The organism is Microbacterium sp. Y355 (genome assembly GCF_059445345.1).
Window position 1 is genome coordinate 2,760,894 of the sequence record NZ_JCAIUD010000001.1, and the last position, 14,005, is coordinate 2,774,898.

At 64.3% G+C, this 14,005-nt stretch carries 19 protein-coding genes; 8 read left to right on the forward strand and 11 right to left on the reverse strand.

Going from position 1 to position 14,005, the window contains the following annotated elements:
• Positions 1-3: 3 nt before the first annotated feature.
• From AC1C2O_RS13300 to AC1C2O_RS13310, 3 genes are read left to right on the forward strand one after another with little or no spacing between them, the layout of a single operon-like run.
• The gene (locus AC1C2O_RS13300) at positions 4-339 is read left to right on the forward strand and encodes an ArsR/SmtB family transcription factor (protein WP_495430912.1); all 336 of its coding nucleotides are present in this window, start codon (positions 4-6) and stop codon (positions 337-339) included.
• Positions 336-827 carry an SRPBCC domain-containing protein gene (locus tag AC1C2O_RS13305; protein WP_495430913.1) on the forward strand — a complete coding sequence of 164 codons (492 nt, stop codon included), beginning with the start codon at positions 336-338 and terminating at the stop codon, positions 825-827. Before AC1C2O_RS13300 ends, AC1C2O_RS13305 begins: the two co-directional genes overlap by 4 nt.
• A complete protein-coding gene (locus AC1C2O_RS13310; protein WP_495430914.1) occupies positions 824-1,447 on the forward strand; it encodes a dihydrofolate reductase family protein in 624 nt (207 codons plus the stop codon). Before AC1C2O_RS13305 ends, AC1C2O_RS13310 begins: the two co-directional genes overlap by 4 nt.
• Before the next feature lies 1 nt (position 1,448).
• On the opposite strand, the gene AC1C2O_RS13315 is transcribed toward AC1C2O_RS13310, so the two are convergent.
• Positions 1,449-2,393, reverse strand: coding sequence for an AraC family transcriptional regulator (locus AC1C2O_RS13315; protein ID WP_495430915.1), 945 nt, complete (start codon positions 2,391-2,393; stop codon positions 1,449-1,451).
• 113 nt (positions 2,394-2,506) lie between these two features.
• Here AC1C2O_RS13315 and AC1C2O_RS13320 point away from each other — a divergent pair, with 113 nt between their 5' ends.
• On the forward strand, positions 2,507-3,259 hold the full coding sequence (locus AC1C2O_RS13320; protein WP_495430916.1) for an SDR family NAD(P)-dependent oxidoreductase: 753 nt from the start codon (positions 2,507-2,509) through the stop codon (positions 3,257-3,259).
• Between the two features lie 63 nt (positions 3,260-3,322).
• On the opposite strand, the gene AC1C2O_RS13325 is transcribed toward AC1C2O_RS13320, so the two are convergent.
• Both AC1C2O_RS13325 and AC1C2O_RS13330 read right to left on the reverse strand, forming a co-directional pair.
• A complete protein-coding gene (locus AC1C2O_RS13325) occupies positions 3,323-4,057 on the reverse strand; it encodes an SDR family NAD(P)-dependent oxidoreductase (RefSeq protein ID WP_495430917.1) in 735 nt (244 codons plus the stop codon).
• Positions 4,058-4,059: 2 nt separating this feature from the next.
• A complete protein-coding gene (locus AC1C2O_RS13330) occupies positions 4,060-4,686 on the reverse strand; it encodes an NADPH-dependent F420 reductase (RefSeq protein ID WP_495430919.1) in 627 nt (208 codons plus the stop codon).
• Positions 4,687-4,911: 225 nt separating this feature from the next.
• Between AC1C2O_RS13330 and AC1C2O_RS13335 the strand changes: the two genes are divergently transcribed.
• Both AC1C2O_RS13335 and AC1C2O_RS13340 read left to right on the forward strand, forming a co-directional pair.
• Complete coding sequence (locus tag AC1C2O_RS13335) at positions 4,912-5,574, forward strand: TetR/AcrR family transcriptional regulator (protein WP_495430920.1); 663 nt, start codon at positions 4,912-4,914, stop codon at positions 5,572-5,574.
• 68 nt (positions 5,575-5,642) lie between these two features.
• Positions 5,643-5,888, forward strand: a complete 246-nt coding sequence (locus AC1C2O_RS13340) for a hypothetical protein (protein ID WP_495430921.1) — start codon at positions 5,643-5,645, stop codon at positions 5,886-5,888.
• 76 nt (positions 5,889-5,964) lie between these two features.
• Here the strand turns inward: AC1C2O_RS13340 and AC1C2O_RS13345 are convergent, their stop codons facing one another.
• Positions 5,965-6,501, reverse strand: a complete 537-nt coding sequence (locus AC1C2O_RS13345; protein WP_495430922.1) for an SRPBCC family protein — start codon at positions 6,499-6,501, stop codon at positions 5,965-5,967.
• A gap of 1 nt (position 6,502) precedes the next feature.
• Positions 6,503-6,832 carry an ArsR/SmtB family transcription factor gene (locus AC1C2O_RS13350; RefSeq protein ID WP_495430923.1) on the reverse strand — a complete coding sequence of 110 codons (330 nt, stop codon included), beginning with the start codon at positions 6,830-6,832 and terminating at the stop codon, positions 6,503-6,505.
• 209 nt (positions 6,833-7,041) lie between these two features.
• Here AC1C2O_RS13350 and AC1C2O_RS13355 point away from each other — a divergent pair, with 209 nt between their 5' ends.
• Complete coding sequence (locus AC1C2O_RS13355) at positions 7,042-7,710, forward strand: alpha/beta fold hydrolase (protein WP_495430924.1); 669 nt, start codon at positions 7,042-7,044, stop codon at positions 7,708-7,710.
• Positions 7,711-7,795: 85 nt separating this feature from the next.
• Here AC1C2O_RS13355 and AC1C2O_RS13360 read toward each other — a convergent pair whose 3' ends face one another.
• The 5 genes from AC1C2O_RS13360 to AC1C2O_RS13380 form a co-directional block, all read right to left on the reverse strand.
• Entirely contained in the window at positions 7,796-8,890 is a 1,095-nt protein-coding gene (locus AC1C2O_RS13360) for an ABC transporter ATP-binding protein (RefSeq protein ID WP_495430925.1), read from the reverse strand.
• Positions 8,891-8,987: 97 nt separating this feature from the next.
• Positions 8,988-9,569, reverse strand: coding sequence for an NADPH-dependent FMN reductase (locus tag AC1C2O_RS13365; RefSeq protein ID WP_495430926.1), 582 nt, complete (start codon positions 9,567-9,569; stop codon positions 8,988-8,990).
• Between the two features lie 40 nt (positions 9,570-9,609).
• On the reverse strand, positions 9,610-10,293 hold the full coding sequence (locus tag AC1C2O_RS13370) for an NADPH-dependent F420 reductase (RefSeq protein ID WP_495430927.1): 684 nt from the start codon (positions 10,291-10,293) through the stop codon (positions 9,610-9,612).
• A 23-nt stretch (positions 10,294-10,316) separates the two neighbouring features.
• Positions 10,317-11,402 (reverse strand): LLM class flavin-dependent oxidoreductase, encoded by a 1,086-nt coding sequence (locus AC1C2O_RS13375; protein WP_495430928.1) that lies wholly within the window; start codon positions 11,400-11,402, stop codon positions 10,317-10,319.
• Positions 11,403-11,440: 38 nt separating this feature from the next.
• The gene (locus tag AC1C2O_RS13380; RefSeq protein WP_495430929.1) at positions 11,441-12,553 is read right to left on the reverse strand and encodes an LLM class flavin-dependent oxidoreductase; all 1,113 of its coding nucleotides are present in this window, start codon (positions 12,551-12,553) and stop codon (positions 11,441-11,443) included.
• Positions 12,554-12,642: 89 nt separating this feature from the next.
• Here AC1C2O_RS13380 and AC1C2O_RS13385 point away from each other — a divergent pair, with 89 nt between their 5' ends.
• Entirely contained in the window at positions 12,643-13,128 is a 486-nt protein-coding gene (locus tag AC1C2O_RS13385) for a MarR family winged helix-turn-helix transcriptional regulator (protein WP_495430930.1), read from the forward strand.
• Here AC1C2O_RS13385 and AC1C2O_RS13390 read toward each other — a convergent pair.
• Entirely contained in the window at positions 13,112-13,975 is an 864-nt protein-coding gene (locus AC1C2O_RS13390; RefSeq protein WP_495430931.1) for a sugar nucleotide-binding protein, read from the reverse strand. The genes AC1C2O_RS13385 and AC1C2O_RS13390 overlap by 17 nt on opposite strands.
• Positions 13,976-14,005 lie beyond the last annotated feature (30 nt).

Sequence of the window (14,005 nt, forward strand, 5' to 3'; positions counted from 1 at the left end):
CGCATGGCTAACTATTCGCAATCGCTGGACGAGGTCTTCATAGCACTCGCCGACCCAACCAGGCGCGATGTCGTTCGCCGTCTGGGGCGCGGGCCGGCGAGCGTAGGGGAGCTGGCGCGTCCGTTCGCGATCACGTTGCCGTCCTTCATGAAGCACGTGCGGACTCTGGAGGCTAGCGGGCTGATCCGCACGGCGAAGTCCGGGCGGGTGCGCACTTGCACGCTCAACCGCGAGCGGCTCGCACTCCTCGATGACTGGCTTGCCGAGCAGCGGCTCGTCTGGGAGGGCCGCACCGATCGCCTCGAACAATTTCTCACGAACCCGAAGGAGACACCGTGACCAGCGCTGAAATCGATCCGGACTACGACCTCACTTTGCAGCGCGTGATCCGCGCATCGCCCTCCGACGTCTGGCGAGCCTGGACGGATCCCACGCGGCTCGCACAGTGGTGGATTCCCGCGCCGATGATCACCAGGGTCGACCAGCTCGACGTCAGCCCTGGCGGAGGGTTCGTCACCCGCATGAGCGAGGACGGCGAGGAGTTCGTGGCGCATACGGACTCGGTATTCCTCGTCGTCGAGGATGGACGGCGGCTGGTATTCACCAACGCGGTGACCAGCGCCTGGCGGCCCGCTTCACCAGAACCGGTCGCGATGACGGCGGAGATCATCCTCAACGAGCATCCCGAAGGCACCGACTATCAGGTCATCGTGCGGCACGGGGATCCCGCGGCTCGCGCGCACCATCAGGCGCTGGGCTTCTTCGATGGGTGGGGATCGGTCACCGCGGCCCTCGCGAACCTGGTCGAACAGGAGGCCGCAGCGTGAGGATCAACATCACTCAGTTCGTCACCCTCGACGGCGTCAGCCAGGGGCCGGGATCCGCCGACGAAGACACCAGCGACGGTTTCGAGCGGGGCGGATGGTTCGTGCCTTACCTGGACGAAGCCTTCGTGAAGATGGCATCCGACTGGCTGGATCTCGCCGACGGGCTCCTCCTCGGGCGCCGCACATATGAAGCGTTCGCGCGAGACTGGCCGCACATCCCTGAACCCGACCCGTTCACCGCCCGCATGAACACCCTCCCGAAGTATGTGGTGAGCAACACGCTCGGCAGCGGTTCCTGGAATCCAACCACGGTTCTCAGCGGCGACCCCATCGAATCGGTGACGTCGCTCAGGAGTCGCCCCGGTGGCGAGCTCCAGATCCATGGCAGTTCTCGTCTCGGCTCCGCGCTGCTCGCCGCGGGGCTCGTCGACAGCCTCCGATTGGCAGTGGCTCCCGTCATCATCGGCCAGGGGCGCCGGCTGCTTCCGCATCCGTCGGCGGATGCCGGGCTTCGCCTCGTGAAGCACGAAGCAACTCCGACCGGGTTGCTCGTGCTCGAGTACGAGACGACAGGCGCGGCGCCGCTCGCTGACTACGAGGGCAGCCCCGCCCTGCCGTGATCTATGCGGCCGAACTCGCTGACTCCCGTGCCGTCTTTCGGAACTGTGCGGGCGATGAGCCAACCACGCGGCGGAACGCAGTGCTGAATGCGCTTTCGGACAGATAACCTGTGGCCCAGGCGAGTTCGGAGATAGACATGGTGTCGCGCGCGAGTGCGTCACGCGCGAGGCTCATTCGCCATTGAATGACGTACTCGAGGGGCGGGACGCCGACGTGGTTTTTGAAGGCGTGCGCGAATGCGGAACGCGACATGTGGCTGATCTCAGCCAGTTCCTTGAGGCTCCACGGGTAGGCCACGTCCGCGTGCACGGCACGCAGGGCGGCACCAATGCCGCCCTCGTTGAGGGCGCTCAGCCAACCCGAGGGTCGGTCGGTCTGAGCGGCGTGGGCCCGCAGCATGTGCACGAGCAGAATCTGTGCGAGATGATTTTGTACGAGCGGGCCGCCAGCGGCGGCGATGCCGACCTCGGTCGCAAGGAGATTGATCAGTTGCGCGAGTCGCATGCCGTGCGGATCGGTCGCGCGGACGATCACGAGCGGAGGCAGAAGATCCGTGAGGAGCGCCGCGTTGTTGTCGTCGAACGCGATATGTCCGGTGCAGAGGTAGAGGTCCTCCTCGGACTCCGGTCCGATCCGCACGAGCTCGTCCTCGATACCTGCCGCCCACGCCGCCGCCGCGGGGCGAGGATCTGCTTCGAGCGTGCTGGCGAGCATGTAGGACGGCGGGTTGCCCAGCAGAAACGTGTCGCCCTCCTCTAGGACCACAGGTTCGTGTCCTTCGAGGATTAGCCAGCACGTCCCTCGTACGAGACCGCCGATCCGCACATGCGGGAAGGTCTCAAAGCGCAGCGCCCACTCTCCCGCGGCACGGAGGATGGGTTCGATGACTGTGCGGGGCCGGAGCAGACCGATCGCGTCAGCTACCGGATCACCGTACCCGAGCATTGGACTCCCCTTGGACGATCTGTAAAGAAAAGTGGACGCTGTTTGAGTGATCATACGTCATTGTGGCGGCAGGATTGATGTGTCAGTTCGATAAAGGGAGTGGAGACAGTCACATGGGTCAGTTTGATGGCAAGACAGCGGTGGTTACCGGGGGAAGCAGCGGAATCGGTTTGGCCACTGCTACGCGGTTGGCAGGCGAGGGCGCATACGTGTTCGTCACCGGTCGACGCGAGGCGGAACTGGCGGCCGCCGTCGAGACGATTGGAACGGACCGGGCTAGCGCAGTCGTCGGTGACGTATCGAACTTGGACGATTTGGACGGGCTCTACGAGGCAGTTCGAACGCGTGGAAAGGGTTTGGACGTGCTTGTCTCGAACGCTGCCATCGGCACGTTCATGACGCTGGAACAGACCACCGAAGACCACTTCGACCAAACCTTCGGGATCAACACCCGCGGCACTCTGTTCACCGTGCAGAAGGCATTGCCGCTGCTCAACGACGGAGCTTCCATCGTCCTGGTTGGTTCGACTGCAGCTGACCGCGGTATGGAGGCTTTCGGCGCGTATGCGGCTTCGAAGGCGGCCGTCCGATCATTTGCGCGGACGTGGTCCACTGAGCTCAAGGGCCGTGGCATCCGGGTGAACGTCGTTTCACCCGCATGGATCGAGACTCCCGGAGGTACTGCGGCTTTCGGCGATGAGGAGACCGCTCGGGCCATGAAGGAGCACGTCGTCGCGACCGTTCCCAAAGGTCGCATGGGTCATCCTGACGAGGCCGCCGCAGTCGTGGCCTTCCTGGCCTCGGAACAGAGCAGCTATGTCGTCGGATCGAACCTTTACGTCGACGGAGGTGCGAACCAGATCTGAGTGAGTGCCGGCCGGTGGGGAAGTCGCGAGGATCGACTTCCCCACCAAGGCACGGCGGTGCGCTCAGATCACCGTGGTGCCGCCGTCGGCGACGAGCTCCATGCCGTTGACATAGCTCGAGTCGTCCGAGGCGAGGAACAACGCCACCGACGCGATCTCGTCAGGGCGACCCATCTCTCGCCGGGGGATTACAGACTCGAACATCGCCTTCATCTCCCCGCTCAGGGCGTCGCCCATCATCGGCGTAGCAACCTGGCCGGGGGTCAGCACGTTCACGCGAATCTTTCTGTCCCTCAACTCAGCCACCCACACCCGTGCGTAGGCGGGTAGCACCGCCTTGCTCGCTGCGTACACACTCCAATCGGGGTAACCCCGCAGCGAGGCGTTCGATCCGGTCATGAAGATCGAGCCTCCATCGTTGAACAGCGGCAGCGCCTTCTGAACCGTGAACAGCGTGCCGCGTGCGTTCAGCGAGAATGCGGCATCGAACTGCTCCTCCGTGATCTCGCCAAGCTTGCCCTGCTCGCCCCCGCCAGCACTCGTCCACAGCACATCGATCGCGCCCTTCTCCTGCTTGACCGTCTCGAACAGACGATCAAGATCATCGAGATTGGCCGAATCCGCCTGCACGCCGGTCACGTTCCGGCCGATCAGCGTGACGGCTTCATCCACCGCCTCCTGCCGCCGGCCCGAAATGAAGACGTGAGCTCCTTCATCAACGAACAACTTCGCACCGGCCAGCGCCATCCCACTTGTCGCGCCCGTAATCACCGCGACCTTGCCATCGAGCTTTCCCATTACTACTCCGTTCGTCCGAGGTTGATACCGAGGGAGATGTTGAAGCCCAGCCCGTTGCGGGCCACGCCCATCTCCAGCAGGCTTGCGCTCTCAAGCCAGTGCGCCATGCTGAGGTCACCGGCATCGCGAGGGTGAAGTCCGAGGCTCGTGATGAACGCAGAGACGCTCGCCTTGGCCTGCGCGTTATCGCCGGCCATGAACACATCTACCGGGTCGCCCGCGGCCAGCACGTGGCTGAAGAGGGTGTTAAACGCCTTCACGACGTGAGTGCTTGCCGGGGCAACCTCGGCAACCATCTGCGCGACGGACGTATCTTCAGAAATGGCCAGACCGGAAGCGTCAGCATTGAAAGGGTTGGTGATGTCGACGACGATCTTGCCTGCGAGTGCCTCCCCGTACTCGGTGACGACCGGCACGGCGCTGGCGAACAGTACGGCCAGGATGACGATGTCCCCGGTTGGTGCGGCTCCCCACGTTCCGACCGAAGCGCCGTTGCCGAGCGCCCGGGCCAGAGACCCGGCCTTGTCCGCATCCCGACCTATGACCTCGACAGTGTTGCCGCCTTTGAGGGCCAGGGTGCCGATGGCGTTGGCCATGTTCCCCGCGCCGATGATGCTGATGCTGCTCATGATGTGCTCCTTCGTGATGTCTGTATCGGTTGGCCGTGAGGTCTCGGTTGTGTCGAGTGGAGCATCAAGGTGAGGCACCCCTCCGGTTAGTGGGTTAAACCGGAGGGGTGCCTCATGTATTCCGACGGTGTGAAATTTCTCAGAAGGATTCCGTCCCTGACGTTGTGTGGTGCTCCCTGAGGCGGAATCGGAGGGTACCCTCCGATTCCGAGCTAAAATAGGTGCATGAGCATCAGCAGTGTTGAGCGGACGCGGACGCCCAGACGCCGCGACGCGCAGGAGCGTCATGTGAGGCTCATTGCCGCGGCACGGCGAGAGTTCGCCGCGCGAGGCGTGGATGCCTCTTTGGAAAGAATCGCTCGCGACGCCGAAGTCGCCATCGGGACGCTATACCGCCACTTCCCTACGCGCATGGACCTGCTCCTGGCCGCACTTGAGCCTCAACTTCGGGAGTTCCTCGACGGGTCCAAGGAGGCTCTGGAAATCGATGATCCGTGGGAAGGGTTCGTCTACTACCTGGAGAACCTGTTTCGCGTGCAGGCGGGGGACCGAGGTTTCAACGACTTCCTGTCCCGTCGTTTCCCTGGCAGCGCTGACACCGAGCGCATCCACGACGAGATGTGTCGACAAATCGAAGACGTGCTCACCCGAGCCCAAGAGGCTGGCGAGGCGCGCCCCGACATCACGCGGGCCGACATCGTCAACCTCATCTGGTCCAACGGCCGGATGATCGACGCCACCAGCACCACCGCCCCGAACGCCTGGCGGCGTCACCTCTACCTCATGCTCGACGCCTACCGGGCTGAGCGGGCGCATCCGATCCCCGAGCCGCCGATGACGGAAACGCAGCTCTACGACGCCATGGTCCAACTCAATACGGTGGGCTAGATGTGTTCCCCGCCGCGGCAACGTCAAATCCTTGACAGTGTGCCGACGACATGGTGTGAGATAGCCGCATGACAACAAGCGACGTTCAGCACTGGTTCACACGCTGTGGAAAGACCGCGCAGGATTGGCTTCTGAGCAATCCCGGTTCAGCCCTCACCACGTCGGCTCTTGACGCGGTGATCGGGGCGGGAGGGATGCCTGTGCGCGGAGGCACAACCGAGGATGCCCAGTCGGAGGCGTACTACCTGCGCCCCGCAGACAGCGCGTACCTCGTGGAGTTGCGCGCGGCAGGCTTCGGGAGTGACGGTCGGTAACACGTCGAGCTCTGCAAAGTAGAGGCACAGCCGCCCGCAACACGGCTTCGCGGCGTTTCGGACTGTCCCGGGGCGCTCAAGAACCTACTCGAGGAAGGCGCGACATCCTTCCGGTGTTCTGGCCCTCGCCGGAAGATGGCACCAGCCGCTCGAGTGTGACGATCCAACCCTCCCGCATGCCAGTTCCGAGCCAGCTTCGCACCTGCTCCGAATCGAGGTGCTCGGGAAGCGTGACGGTGAAGAGCATCTCAGTGCCGCCATCGAGCTCGCTGAACTGCAGCGTCACGACGGGGGCATCGTCCACGGCACTCCCGCCAAGCTCGGGCCATCCGCCGACCGCTCCCCAGGTAAAGACCAGCCGCTCCACAGGGACAATTTCGCGGTAGATGCCTCCCGTCGTGTACTCGGTCGCCTCGTCGACCACCATGAGTTGGCGCCATGCGCCGCCGACGCGAAGGTCGACTTCAATGGGCGCGGCGGGCTCAGGCATGGACGGGTTGAAGAACCAGCCCAGGTGGCGCGGGTCGGTCCACGCCTGGAAGACGAGCTCTCGGGGTGCGTTGAACCAACGAGTCTCGGTGAAACCGCTCTCGTGGCCGGGAAGCTGGGTCATGTCATTCCTGCTTTCGTTCACTGTCGCGCTCGGCGACCATAGCGGTGAGGTGGTCTTCCAGACGGTCGAATCTCAGGTCGAAAAACTCTCGGAAGGGCGCCATCCACGCGTCGACGACCTGTAGCTGTGACGCCTCGAGGCGGCAGGGACGCCATTGCGCAGAGCGCCCCTTGCTCACGAGGCCCGCGTGCTCGAGCACCTTCAGATGTCGGGAGATCGATGGCAGGCTCATCGCGTGCGGCGCGGCGAGTTCGTTGACCGTCGCTTCACCGCGCGTCAACTGGGCGAGGATCGCCCGCCGCGTCGGATCCGCCAAGGCGGAGAAGGTCATGCTCAACACGTCCGTCATAGTTTCGCTTCTTGTTAATTAACTAGGTAGCTAAATAGTGGCGCGACCCAACGCGGGTGTCAACCCTCAATCTCCATAACCGTGGCACTGAGGCGTAGACCTAGCGGAGAACCGGCTGAGGGGATAGGTTTCGAACCGATCCCGCTGGGCACCGGGATCTGCTGGCATTCAGAGCGTTAGGGAAGGCGACCATGGCAACATTCGCGCTGATCCACGGGGGCGGTTCGTCCGGATGGGACTGGCATCTTGTCATTCCCCTCCTCGAAAGCGCGGGCCACGAGGCCGTCGCCGTTGACTTACCCATTGAAGATTCACACGCCGGGCTCGAGGACTACGTTCGCGCCGTGGTCGATGCGATCGGCGGAAGGCACCACGTCATCGTCGTAGGTCATTCATTGGGAGGCTTCACGGCGCCTCTTGTCGGCGACGAGATCGACGCTGACGGGCTGGTCTATCTTGCTGGCATGATTCCAATGCCGGGGGAGAGCTTCACGGACTGGTGGACCAATACGGGTCACGTCCACGAGTCGGTCGACGATGACCCGGCCGTGTCGTTCTTCAACGACGTACCTGAAGCGCTCGCCGCCGAGGCGCAACAAAGAGAACGCGACCAGCAGGGTAACTGGATGTCGAGCCCCTGGCCTGCGGACCACCATCCCGATATCCCCACGAAAGCCATCCTTTGCACGGAAGACCAGTTCTTCCCCGCACCGTTCATGAGGAGGCACATTCGCGAGCGGCTGGGGATCGTGCCTGTCGAGATACCGGGAGGACATTACGCGGCGCTGACCGAGCCCGCTGCGGTGGCGGCGGAGCTGAACGATTTCGCAATCGAGATCGCCTCGGCAGAGAGCAGCTGATTGTCGGCGAATCATGTTTGTTCGCGGGGAGTGCGCCGCCGGTGTGGTGGTGGCGCACTCCGAGTGAACTGCAGGCGATCGCTGCTCAGCTGACGATCCCGGGGTTCAGCCGTTCTCCGCTGTCCACGTCGAACAGGTGGATCCGTCCTGGTTTGGGTGTCGCCGAGACCGTGTCGCCCGCCTTCGGGTGCGTCCGCCCGTCGACGCGCGCGGTGACGTTCACCCGCTCGTCGTCGATGATCGCGTGGCCGTAGAGGTAGCCGTCGGCGCCGAGTTCCTCGACGAGATCCACCGTTATCGTGAGCCCTGGCTCTGTCTCGACCCCAAGGGTGATGTCCTCCGGTCGGATGCCGATCGTGACGCGGGTGCCGGCCGCGTCCCGTATCTCGCGGTCCACCGCAACCGTCTGTGTGCCGAAGCGCACTCCGCGTTCGTTCACATCCGTGGTGAACAGGTTCATCGCCGGCGAGCCGATGAACCCCGCGACGAAGACGTTCCTCGGGTTCTCATACAGATCGCGAGGCGTGCCCAACTGCTGCAGCGTGCCGTCGGCGAGCACCGCGATCCGATCCCCCATGGTCAGCGCCTCTACCTGATCGTGAGTCACGTAGACGGTCGTGACGCCCAGCCGGCGCTGGAGTGAGGAGATCTGCGTGCGGGTCTGCACTCGCAGCTTCGCGTCGAGGTTCGACAGCGGCTCATCCATCAGGAACACCTGCGGACTGCGCACGATCGCCCGGCCCATCGCGACGCGCTGGCGTTGACCGCCGGAGAGGGCCTTCGGCTTGCGCTCCAGGTACGGGACGAGATCCAACAGCTTCGCGGCATCGAGCACGCGCTGCGCGCGCTCTTCTTTGCCGACCCCGGCGATCTTGAGGGCGAAGCCCATGTTCTCCGCAACAGTCATGTGCGGGTAGAGCGCGTAGTTCTGGAACACCATCGCGATATCGCGATCCTTCGGGGGCACGTCGGTCACGTCGCGGTCGCCGATGAGAATGCGCCCGCCATTGACCTCTTCAAGGCCTGCGAGCATCCGCAGCGACGTGGACTTACCGGAGCCGGAGGGGCCAACGAGAACCAGGAACTCGCCGTCGGCAACCTCCAGATCCAGCTTGTCGACGGCGGGGCGTTGCACTCCGGCGAACGTTCGTGTTGCCTGGTCGAACCTCACGGTTGCCATTTCTTCTTTCCTTTCACCGGCAGGTACGTGCCGGACGATCCGTTGTGACGAGGAAGGGCTCTGAGGTCGACCTCAGGCCCCGGGTTCTGAGGTCGACTCAGGCTGCACGCTCGACGAGCTCGGGGTTGCGCACGTCTTCGAGAGCCTGCGACCACGCGATGAGCTGGTCGAACAGGGTGTTCAGGAGAACGCCCTGAGAGTCGCCGGGGGCGAAGGTGGTGTAGTTCTCGAACTCGGTCGTGAGCGACAGCGTCAGAGTCTGGCGCACTGTGGCGACGTGGAGTTCGGCCAGCACGAGCCGCAGGTGCTCGATCGCGCGAGCCCCACCGACGCCGCCGTATCCGACCAATGCGGCGGCCTTGTTGTTCCACTCCCGATGCAGGTAGTCGATTGCGTTCTTGAGGACGCCGGAGGTGGAGTGGTTGTACTCGGGGGTGACGAAGATGTATCCGTCGAACTCGGCGATCTTTTCGGACCACTTTCGGGTGTGGTCATTTTTGTACTGGCCTGTTGTCGGCGGCAGCGGCTCGTCGAGGTGTGGGAGCGGGTAGTCGATGAGATCGACGAGCTCGAACTCCGCGTCGCTGCGCCGGGCGGCCTGCTCGAGCACCCAGTCCGCGACCTGTTTTCCGTTGCGACCGGGGCGAGTGCTACCGAGGATGATGGCGATCTTGGTCATTGTGACGGTTCTCCTTCTGGGTGTGGCTGGTAGGTCGAGGTCAGAACGCAGTGGCGGTCGATGAGCCGGCGGAGGCCGTAGCGTCGATGAGTTCGCGCAGGTCATCGATCGGGAGGTTGGCACCGAATGTGGGATTGCCCGGCTGCAGGACGACCCCCGCGGCGAGAGGGCCGGCAATGACGGGATCGAATCCCAGCGCGTCGATGAACTCTGCGATGCGTGCGAGGTCACCCTCCCGGTCGCCGGCGATCGCGATCGCCTTGCGGCTCGTGGAGCCTGCAGGCTGAGCTTCTTCTTCGAGGTCGTGGTAGCCCATGTGGTTCAGCGCTTTCACGACGCGTGAACCGGGAAGAAACTCCTGGACAACCTCACTCGTCGACGTGCGAGGGTCGTTGAGGTCGTCTCGGATTCCGTCGGTCTCCCACCAGTAATTCATCGTGTCGACCACGAGTTTGCCGTCGAGCTCTGCCATCGGAACGCTGCGGTACTTGCCGAGAGGAAGCGCGAGCAAGACGATGTCGGCCTCGCGGGCAGCCTCTTCTGAGCGGACGGCAGTCGCGCCTGGCGAGAGCACATCTATCGTGAGCGCGATCCGCTCTGGGTCTCCGGAGCCAGCGATCAGCACCCGGTAGCCCGCAGCGACCGCCAGGCGGGCTAGCACCGTGCCAACCTTGCCGGCCCCGAGGATGCCGAGGGTCTCGCGGTCGCCGATGCTGCTGTCCATGTCATTCCTCCCGTTCATCGCGTTCATCGCTGGAAAGCTGCGCCGGTCATGGGCGACTGTGCGGGCGTCTCGGCGAGCAGTTCACGCACCATCGGGATCACCTTCGTGCCGTACAGCTCGACGGCACGAAGACGTGCGCTCGCAGACATGGCGCCGCCGGCTGAGTAGATGAGGTCGAACCGACCGGCATCCAGCGTGCGGATGGCGGCGGCCATCTTCCGGGCGACGGTCTCTGGCGAGCCGATGTACAACGATCCCTGCGCAACGTCGGCCTCGAAGTCGGATCGACTCAGGGGCGGCCAGCCGCGCAACGCACCGATCCGGTCTCGGACCACTTTGTACCCGGGGTAGAAGGTCTCCTTGGCCTCTTCGTCTGTCTCGGCGATGAAACCGGGGGAGTGCATACCCACCGGGTGGGCGGTGGTGCCCAATTGCTCGGTCGCCCGCCGATACAGGTCGACATACGGTGCGAACCGGTCAGGAGCACCCCCGATGATGGCGAGCATGAGTCGGAACCCGTATTGCGCCGTGCGGATCACGGACTGCGGTGAGCCACCGACGCCCACCCAGGTACGCAGCCGTCCCGAATCGGTCTTCGGGAAGACGTCCGCCGCGTGCAGAGCGGCGCGCGTCGTCCCTTCCCAGGTGACCGGCTTCTCGTCGAGCAGGGCATGGAAGAGGTCGATCTTCTCATCGAAGAGCAGCTCGTAGTCGGAGAGGTCATAGCCGAACAGCGGGAATGACTCGGTGAAGGATCCTCGGCCGAGGATGATTTCGGCGCGCCCGTTCGAGAGGGCGTCAACCGTCGCGAAGCGCTGGAAAACCCGCACCGGGTCGTCAGACGACAGCACGGTGACACCGGAGCCGAGACGGATGCGTTCGGTCGCCGTTGCGATTCCGGCCAGAACGGTCTCCGGTGAGGAGATCGCGAATTCGGGGCGGTGGTGCTCTCCGATGGCGACCGCGTCGATGCCCAGGTCATCGGCGAGCACCGCTTCGTCCAGGGTTGCGCGGATCGCCGCGCCGTACGAGACGACAGCGCCCTGGTCATCACGGGGCAAGTCTCCGAATGTATCGATGCCGAACTCGAGCTTGGTGAAGTCGTTCATGATCTCTTTCCTTCGCGGGTTTCAGACATTGGTGGGGTTCAGGCATGGGCGGCTTTGCCGCCCTTGACGATCTCGGCGGCAGTTCGCCCGGTGAGTCGCCAGTCGCCGCGATCCTGCTCGAGCAGTTCGCGCACTCGAGGGACGACGCGTTCGCCGAACAGGCGGATGCTGTGCTCGCGGGCGTCCCGCGGAAGATGCAGCAGGTCGTACTTCAGGTCGAAGCGGGACAGATGGTTGGTGCGGATGATGCTCGCGATCTTCTGCGACACCGTCTCGGGTGATCCGACGTATAGCGCGCCCGTGTTGACTTCCACCTCGTACCGCTGGGCAGTGGGCGGGTAGAAGCCGCGCTCCTCGCTCATCGCGGTCACGACGGGTTCCCAGTACTTCCAGTGGATGTTCTTCGCCTCCTCATCGGTGTCGGCGATGAAGCCGAGGGAGTGTTGACCGATCGGAAGTTCTGGCCGACCGAACTGGGAGAGCGCGCGCAGATACAGCTCGGCGTGCCCGGCGAACCGGTCGGGACGTCCGCCGATGATGGCCATCATCAACGGGAGGCCGTTTTGTGCTGCACGTACGACCGAATCGGGGCTTCCGCCGATCCCAATCCAGGTGGGGATCCCTCCCTGCGGCATCCGCGGATGCAGGCGCGCATTCTCCAGCGGCGCGCGGTGCTGGCCGGTCCAGGTCACGCGATCCTCATGCATCAGACGCAGAAACAGGTCGAGCTTCTCGTCGAAGATCTGCTCGTAGTCGGCGATGTCGTATCCGAACAGCGCAAACGACTCGATCGCGGAAGCGCGTCCGAGCACCAGTTGCGCCCGCCCATTTGAGAGCCCGTCGACGGTGGAGAACTGCTGGTACAACCGCACCGGATCCTGCGTCGACAGGACAGTCACCGACGTTCCGAGCCCGATCGTCGATGTGGCCTGTGCGGCGGCGGCGAGGATCACAGGAGTGGCCGAGTCGACCATGCCCTCCCGGTAGTGCTCGCCCACGCTGAACACATCGAGCCCGACGGACTCCGCCAACTGCGCCTCATCGACGAGCAGCCGCAGCGTTTCAGCATCCGACATCACACGCCCGTCGTCTGTGGCGATGTCGCCGAAGGAGTTCAGCCCGAACTCGATGTCACCGATCTGAATCACCATGACCAGCGCCCTTCTCGTCTCCGGACTATCCGAATTGACGTGTCAATGCTGCAACATTGGTATTGACACATCCATTCCAAGGAGACGAAATGGCCGAGAATCACCGGACGATGCCCACGCGAGAGCAGTTGCGCATCTGGCGGGACTACATCGAGACGTCGCAGACGCTGCGCACGCGCCTAGACAGTCGCCTGCAGAGCGAGTCGTCGCTGTCGGCGAGGGACTACCAGGTGCTGCTCGCTCTGACGGAGGCCCCGCGGCATACTTTGCGGTCCTCGGAGCTGGCAACGCTGATCGGATGGGAGCGCAGTCGGCTCTCACATCATCTGGGACGAATGGAGAAGCGTCATCTGATCCAACGCGTCCGCTGCGCCGACGTTGTGCATGGGGTGGATGTCACCGCGACGGAATTCGCTCGGACGGCCTTCCGGGCCGGGTCTGTTCCGCACCTGCGCGCGGTGCGCGAGCTGTTCGTCGAGGCTCTCACCCCGGAGCAGCTCGCCCACCTCGATGACATTTCTGCCGCGCTTCGTCGGCATCTGGGTGTGGATGTCGGGCTCAGCTACCCCGACTGACCTGCCCACCATCTTGGCGCGTCGACTCTGCGATCATGTCGGCATACCCCTCGACGTACGTCGGGTACTCGAGAGGGCCCAACAGGGATCGGAGCAACGATCCGTCGTGTACCAGCCCGATCGGGTCGGCTGAGGCGTCGTCGGGCGGCGGGTCGACGCCGAGCGTGCGGGCGATGTACTCGACGACCTCTCCCAGTGGGACGGGCGCGACATCCACCACGTGCAGGAGCGTCGGCGGCTTCGGCATCCGCAGCAGCAGATCCAGCGTCCGTACGAGGTCGTCCTCGTGGATGCGGTTCGTGCGTCGACGATGGTTCACAACGGCGCCTTCCCGCACCTGCCGCAGGAGGAATCCTCGACCCCGACCGTAGATCCCGGCGGGGCGCACGACCACCGCGGAGAACAGCTCGATCGCCGCCCGCTCGCCATCATACAGTGCGCGTGCGCGCTCGCTGGTCGGTGCAGGGTCGTCCTGCTCCGTGATCGGATGCGCGGATGCCGAGCCCTCGAAGACGCCAGTCGATGAGACGAAGAGCGTGCGAGGGGGAACGTTCGGGAGAGCATCCGCGAGGTGTGTCAGCGCCGTGCGGTAGCCGGAGACACCTCCGGGTGGTGGCAGAGTCACAATCATTGCGTCGACGGACGGCAGGCGTTCCTTCAGCGGAGTTGTCAGATCGCCGCGGATGCCGACGACCCCGTTCTGCAGGTCCGCGGCGCTACGGCGCAGTCCGATGACGGCGCCGCCGTCAGCGAGGAGCTTCGGCGCGAGACTCCGTCCGAGTTTGCCGAAGCCGACGAGGAGCGTGCGGCCGGGCGGCGCGGAGTTCCGAGGAGCGGGGGAGTTCATCGAATCCAATCTGCCACACGCTTGGCTGCA